This is a genomic window from Nocardia sp. NPDC004722, from assembly GCF_053601505.1.
Window position 1 is genome coordinate 1 of record NZ_JBSGBY010000541.1, and the last position, 5,858, is coordinate 5,858.

Here is a 5,858-nt window from a genome sequence, read left to right on the forward strand (position 1 = left end):
CACTCCGCCGCGGGCGAGCTCGTCGACGACGACGTGCGCCTGTGCAGTCGAAGGATTCACGCCACCAGCCTCCCAGACAGCGATCATCCGCGCTGCGTCGCCCCGCTCACACCTGTCGTGGCAAGTTAGGCTTTGCTAACCTAAGCGAATGGCGAAGCGCAGCAAGTATGTCAAGCCCGAACACCGCGAAATCCTCACCGCGGAAGTCCTGGCCAGCAAACGAATCAGTCCCAATTTCGTGCGCGTCACCCTCGGCGGGCCGGGACTGGCCGGATTCACCGCCATGGGATTCGACCAGTGGTTCCGGCTGTTCATGCCCGGCCGCGACGGCAGCCTGAAACTGCCCACCTCCGCGAGCAACCTCGGCTGGTACGCGCAGTACCTCATGATGGGCAAGGAGCATCGGCCGCTGACGCGCAACTACACCGTGCGCGACTACCGCGCCGCCGGTTTCGGGGAGTTCGGCAGCACGGCGGAGATCGACATCGACTTCGTGTCGCACGGCGACGACAGCCCGGCCTCGGCGTGGGCGAACAATGCCACCCCGGGCGGCAAGGTCGGGCTGCTGGACGAGGGCATCATGTATCAGGCTCCCGACCACAGTGATTGGACCCTGCTGGTGGGCGACGAGAGCGCGCTGCCCGCCATCGGCGGCGTGCTGCGGTCACTGCCGCGCGGCACGAAGGGCGCGGCGTATATCGAGATCCCGCACGCGGACGACGCCCAGGAACTGGGCGAACCCGCGGGCGTGCAGGTGAACTGGCTGGTGCGCGAGGACGCGCACGGTGAGGTCGGGGCGCTGGCCGCCGAGGCGGTACGGGCGGCGGACCTGCCCGGACGGGGCGTCTACGCCATGATCGCGGGCGAGCAGAAGCTGGCCGCGGGAGTGCGCCGGCAGTTGGCGCAGGAACGCGAGATCCCCAAGGCGGACATCACTTTCACCGGGTACTGGCGAGTCGGCAAGTCCCAGGGCTGAATTCGGGACACCCCGAATGCGGGGCGCGAGTGCCCGGGAACCACCTCCACGGGCATTCGCGGCCACCGCCGGGTCGCGTTGTCGGCGACCATCGGTGACTGTTCGCGGCCCCTCGCCGGGCCGCGAACCGGTCGGTCTAATTAACCAGCGTGCTTCTGGACCAGGTCACCCAGGCGCGGAAGAGCCTCGGCGACATGCTTCTTCGCCGACGAGCGCATGGAGTTGTAGACCTTGGTCAGCGCCGGGCGCGAGGACGCCTCGGCCCGCGCGTCGGTCACCGACAGCAGCGCGTCGGCGACCTCGTCCTGCTTGGACGCCAGCAGATCGGCGAACGATCCCGAGCCACCGTTCTGGTATTCCGCCCAGTACGGCTCCAGCTGCTCGACGAACTTGGGCGCGAAGGACTCCAGCGCGTCACCCACGATCGAGGGGCTGACCTTCTTGATCGCGGCGTAGCCGCCCTTGACGACGAGGCCCGACGCGCCGCCCTTGTCCGACACCTCCTCATCCAGAACCTTCACGGCGTCGGCGATGAAGGCCGGACGCTTGGCGTCATCGAGCAGGGATTCAGACAGTGCTGCAACCACTTTCAGGTTCCTCCGGATAGTTTTTCGATGAACGAGCGCACGCAACTATACGCATCGGCTTCCCCGAACACCGATGCCAACGTGCTGTTACTGCCGCGGCAGCAACAGCACTGTAAGCCCTCCGCAATCGATTGGCAGCGTTTCACTTTCGGCAACCGTTCGGTCCCAGTTCATCAACGGCGAGTAGCAAGCGACCGATCGCACCATCCGGCAACCCCATCCGCTAACAATCAGCGCGCTTGTCCGGTGGCCGAATTCCGCCGCAGCGGTCGCGACGTGACGCACAAAACACCGCGCCGAACTGCGGTGGGGCTTCCACGCGGCGCAAAGCGAAACAGTATGTTCAGACCCGTGACCTTCAATGCGACGCTGTGGCGGCCCGTTCCGGGATTCGAGAACCTCACCGACATCACGTACCACCGGCACATCGAGCAGGGCACGGTACGGATCGCCTTCGATCGCCCCGAGGTACGCAACGCTTTCCGGCCGCACACCGTCGACGAGCTCTACCGCGCCCTCGACCACGCCCGCATGACCCCGGATGTCGGCGCGGTCCTGCTCACCGGGAACGGGCCCAGCCCCAAGGACGGCGGCTGGGCCTTCTGCTCCGGCGGCGACCAGCGCATCCGCGGGCGCAACGGCTACCAGTACGCCTCCGGCGAGACCGCCGACACCGTGGACGTGGCCCGCGCGGGGCGGCTGCACATCCTGGAAGTACAGCGGCTCATCCGCTTCATGCCCAAGGTGGTCATCGCGCTGGTCAACGGCTGGGCCGCGGGCGGCGGGCACAGCCTGCACGTCACCTGCGACCTCACCCTCGCCTCGCGCGAGCACGCGCGGTTCAAGCAGACCGACGCCGACGTGGGCAGCTTCGACGCCGGGTACGGCAGCGCCTACCTGGCGAAGATGGTGGGGCAGAAGTTCGCTCGCGAGATCTTCTTCCTGGGGCGGCCGTACACCGCCGAGGAGATGCATCAGATGGGGGCGGTCAACGCGGTCGTGGATCACGAGCGGCTCGAGGATGTGGCGCTGGAGTGGAGTGCCGAGATTCTCGGCAAGTCGCCGCAGGCCATCCGGATGCTGAAGTACGCCTTCAACCTCACCGACGACGGACTGGTCGGTCAGCAGCTCTTCGCGGGTGAGGCCACACGCCTGGCCTACATGACCGACGAGGCGGTCGAGGGCCGCGACGCCTTCCTGCAGAAGCGCGAGCCCGACTGGAAGCCGTACCCGTACTACTTCTGAGCACCCGAACCCGCGCATGCGGCAAACAGCAAGCTGTCATGCTGCACTCATGGAGATACTGAGCAGTCGGGTCATCCTGCGGCCGCGTGACTACGAGTTGACGCTGGGGTTTTATCGCGACGCGCTCGGGCTGGCCATTGCCCGCGAGTATCCGGGCGGGACGGTCTTTTTCGCGGGGCAGAACCTGATCGAGGTGGCCGGGCACGGGCGCGGCGAGGATGCGCCCGCCGGGTTCGCCGGGGCCATCTGGTTGCAGGTGCGTGATTGTGGCGACACCGCCGCGGAACTCGCGCTGCGCGGCGTGGCGATCGACCGCGCACCGAAACAAGAGCCGTGGGGGCTGATCGAGATGTGGGTGCGTGATCCCGACGGGGTGCCGCTGGTCTTCGTGGAGATTCCGGCGAATCACCCGATCCGGCGCGACATTCGGGGCGACTGAGGACGCCGCGCCGGACCGCATCGAAGGGCGGGTCGGCTCCTTAGCACGAAGGTAACTGTGAAATACGTCGGGGGGCACCGGTTAACGGAGCGTAAAGGGTATAGCGCAGACTGATCGGTGTGTCTGCCGAACTGCTCGTTCTGCTGATCGTTGTTTGCACAGCCTTGGCATTCGACTTCACCAACGGATTCCACGACACCGCGAACGCGATGGCCACCTCCATTGCGACCGGTGCGCTCAAGCCCCGTACCGCCGTACTCCTGTCCGGCGCGCTGAATCTCATCGGCGCGTTCCTCAGTGTCGCCGTCGCCGCGACGGTCGCGAAGGGCATCGTCGACCTCTCGGAGGTGAGCGGGCGGGCGCTGCTCGACATCGTCTTCGCCGGTCTCGTCGGCGGCATTCTGTGGAATCTGTTCACCTGGCTGTTGGGTTTGCCGTCGAGTTCCTCGCACGCGCTCTTCGGCGGGATCATCGGTTCCACCATCGCCGCGCTGGGCTGGCACGGCGTGATCTGGGCCCGCGGCAGCGACGGCGTGCTCGCCAAGATCATCATTCCGGCCGTGCTGTCCCCCGTGGTGGCCGCGCTGGTGGCCGCCACCGCCTCCTGGGTGGTGTACCGGATCACGCAGCGCAGCAACGAGAAGACGGTGTCGAAAGGCTTCCGCTGGGGGCAGATCGGCACCGCCTCCCTGGTCTCGCTGGCGCACGGCACCAATGACGCGCAGAAGACCATGGGCATCATCTTCCTGGCGCTGATCGCGCACGGCACCGCCAAGCCCACCGATCAGATCCCGCTCTGGGTCATCGTCGCCTGTGCCGTCGCCATGGCGGCGGGCACCTGCGTGGGCGGCTGGCGCATCATTCGCACGCTGGGCAAGGGCCTGGTCGACATCGTGCCGCCGCAGGGGTTCGCCGCCGAATCCACCAGCGCGGCGATCATTCTGACCTCGGCGCACTTCGGCCTGCCGATGTCCACCACCCAGGTGGTCACCGGATCCATCCTCGGTTCGGGCATCGGGCGGCCGGGCGCGGAGGTGCGCTGGGGCGTGCTGGGCCGGATGGCCACCGCCTGGGTGCTGACGCTGCCGCTGGCCGCGGTGGTGGGCGGACTGTGCTGGGCGCTGCTGAACGGCATCGGCGGCACCGCCGGTGTCCTGGTGGTGTTCGCGCTGCTGATCGTCATGGCCACGCTGATCTGGCTGCGGTCCAAGCGCGCGGTGGTGAACTCGCACAACGTCACCGACGACTGGGACGACACCCCTGCTCCCACCACCAAGAACGACACCGCGGCAGGCCGCAAAGACGACACCGTCGGAATCGGTTAGGAGGACCGGATGCACAACTTCCTGCACAACCTCACCGATCTGTGGCGAGTGACGCTGGCCGCGTTGATCTTCGGAGCCGGACTGCCCACGGTGTTCGCGGCCGGTATCCGCTTCCGCGCCCAGGTGGACGATGGCGCGACCGGTTCCACCCGGACCGTGGCGCTGGCCGTGTCGACGCTCTGCTTCGGAGTGGTCATGATCGCGGTGGTCCTCGGTGTGCTCTACATCGCCAAGGACTTCCTGGCCACCCGACTTGGAATTCACCTGCTCGGCGCGTGACGCCGCCTCATCGAAAGGCACGCTCGTGAGCACCCCCGAACCGATCCCGAGCCCGCCGCCGCGCACCAACGTGCTGCAGAAGGTGCTGGCGTGGTTGAAAGCCGGATACCCGCAGGGTATTCCGCAATCGGACTATGTGGCGCTGCTGGCGGTGCTACATCGACGGCTCACCGACTACGAGGTACACCTCATCGTGGAGGAGCTGATTCGCGACCGGGTGGCCGCCTCCGACATCGACCGCGCCGACATCGAGGCGGCGATTGCCCGAGTTGCCAAGGAGCAGCCCGGCGAGGACGATATCGCTCGGGTGGCCTCCAGGCTCGCAGCCGGTGGATGGCCGCTGGCGACACCGACGTCCGACTGACCGCACGAGACCCAGCAGCATCGACAACCGGGCGCCGACCCCTCCGCGCGCCGCCACCCCACGGAATGACACGATCGCGAACGTGAGCAATACCCTCCGAATTCTTCCCATGCCCACCGGCGCAGCGGTGGGCGAAGTATTGCCGCATCTCCGAGAAGCCTTGGAGGGCAACGGCCCCGCCTGGCTCCCGGTTCCCACCGCCGACCGCCGCGAAGCCCAGCGGCTGAGCGGTAGCCTGCGGCCCGGCGAGGAGATCGACGACGAGGTGGCCCTGGTGGTCACCACCTCCGGCACCACCGGAAACCCCAAGGGCGCCATGCTCACCGCGGCCAATCTGCGGGCCAGCGGCGATGCCACCCACGAGCGGCTGGGCGGGCCCGGCCAGTGGTTGCTGGCCTTGCCGACCCATCACATCGCGGGCATCCAGGTGCTGCTGCGCAGCATTCTGGCCGGAACCGAACCGACCATGCTGGACGTCTCCGGCGGCTTCCTCCCCGAGGCGCTGGTCGGCGCGATCGCGAGCATGCGCGGCCCGCGCCGCTACACCTCGCTGGTCCCCACCCAGCTGATCAAGGCGCTCGACGAGCCCGCCGCCACCGCCGCCCTCGCCTCGCTGGACGGCATCCTCGTCGGCGGGGCCGCG

General features: G+C 67.7%; 8 protein-coding genes. 7 read left to right on the forward strand and 1 reads right to left on the reverse strand.

Annotation, left to right across the window (positions count from 1 at the left end):
- Positions 1-148 precede the first annotated feature (148 nt).
- Positions 149-976, forward strand: a complete 828-nt coding sequence (locus ACWELQ_RS35835) for a siderophore-interacting protein (RefSeq protein WP_452401451.1) — start codon at positions 149-151, stop codon at positions 974-976.
- Between the two features lie 140 nt (positions 977-1,116).
- Here ACWELQ_RS35835 and ACWELQ_RS35840 read toward each other — a convergent pair whose 3' ends face one another.
- Positions 1,117-1,563: a DUF6918 family protein gene (locus tag ACWELQ_RS35840; RefSeq protein WP_452401452.1), complete on the reverse strand. Its 447-nt coding sequence runs from the start codon at positions 1,561-1,563 to the stop codon at positions 1,117-1,119.
- A 351-nt stretch (positions 1,564-1,914) separates the two neighbouring features.
- Between ACWELQ_RS35840 and ACWELQ_RS35845 the strand changes: the two genes are divergently transcribed.
- From ACWELQ_RS35845 to ACWELQ_RS35870, 6 genes are all read left to right on the forward strand, one after another.
- Entirely contained in the window at positions 1,915-2,808 is an 894-nt protein-coding gene (locus tag ACWELQ_RS35845; protein ID WP_452401453.1) for a 1,4-dihydroxy-2-naphthoyl-CoA synthase, read from the forward strand.
- Between the two features lie 49 nt (positions 2,809-2,857).
- Positions 2,858-3,247 carry a VOC family protein gene (locus tag ACWELQ_RS35850; RefSeq protein WP_452401454.1) on the forward strand — a complete coding sequence of 130 codons (390 nt, stop codon included), beginning with the start codon at positions 2,858-2,860 and terminating at the stop codon, positions 3,245-3,247.
- A 119-nt stretch (positions 3,248-3,366) separates the two neighbouring features.
- Positions 3,367-4,572, forward strand: coding sequence for an anion permease (locus tag ACWELQ_RS35855; protein ID WP_452401455.1), 1,206 nt, complete (start codon positions 3,367-3,369; stop codon positions 4,570-4,572).
- A gap of 9 nt (positions 4,573-4,581) precedes the next feature.
- A complete protein-coding gene (locus ACWELQ_RS35860) occupies positions 4,582-4,851 on the forward strand; it encodes a hypothetical protein (RefSeq protein ID WP_452401456.1) in 270 nt (89 codons plus the stop codon).
- 25 nt (positions 4,852-4,876) lie between these two features.
- Entirely contained in the window at positions 4,877-5,215 is a 339-nt protein-coding gene (locus tag ACWELQ_RS35865) for a DUF3349 domain-containing protein (RefSeq protein ID WP_452401457.1), read from the forward strand.
- A gap of 109 nt (positions 5,216-5,324) precedes the next feature.
- The coding region (locus ACWELQ_RS35870) for an AMP-binding protein (protein WP_452401458.1) at positions 5,325-5,858 on the forward strand (534 nt) is incomplete at its 3' end.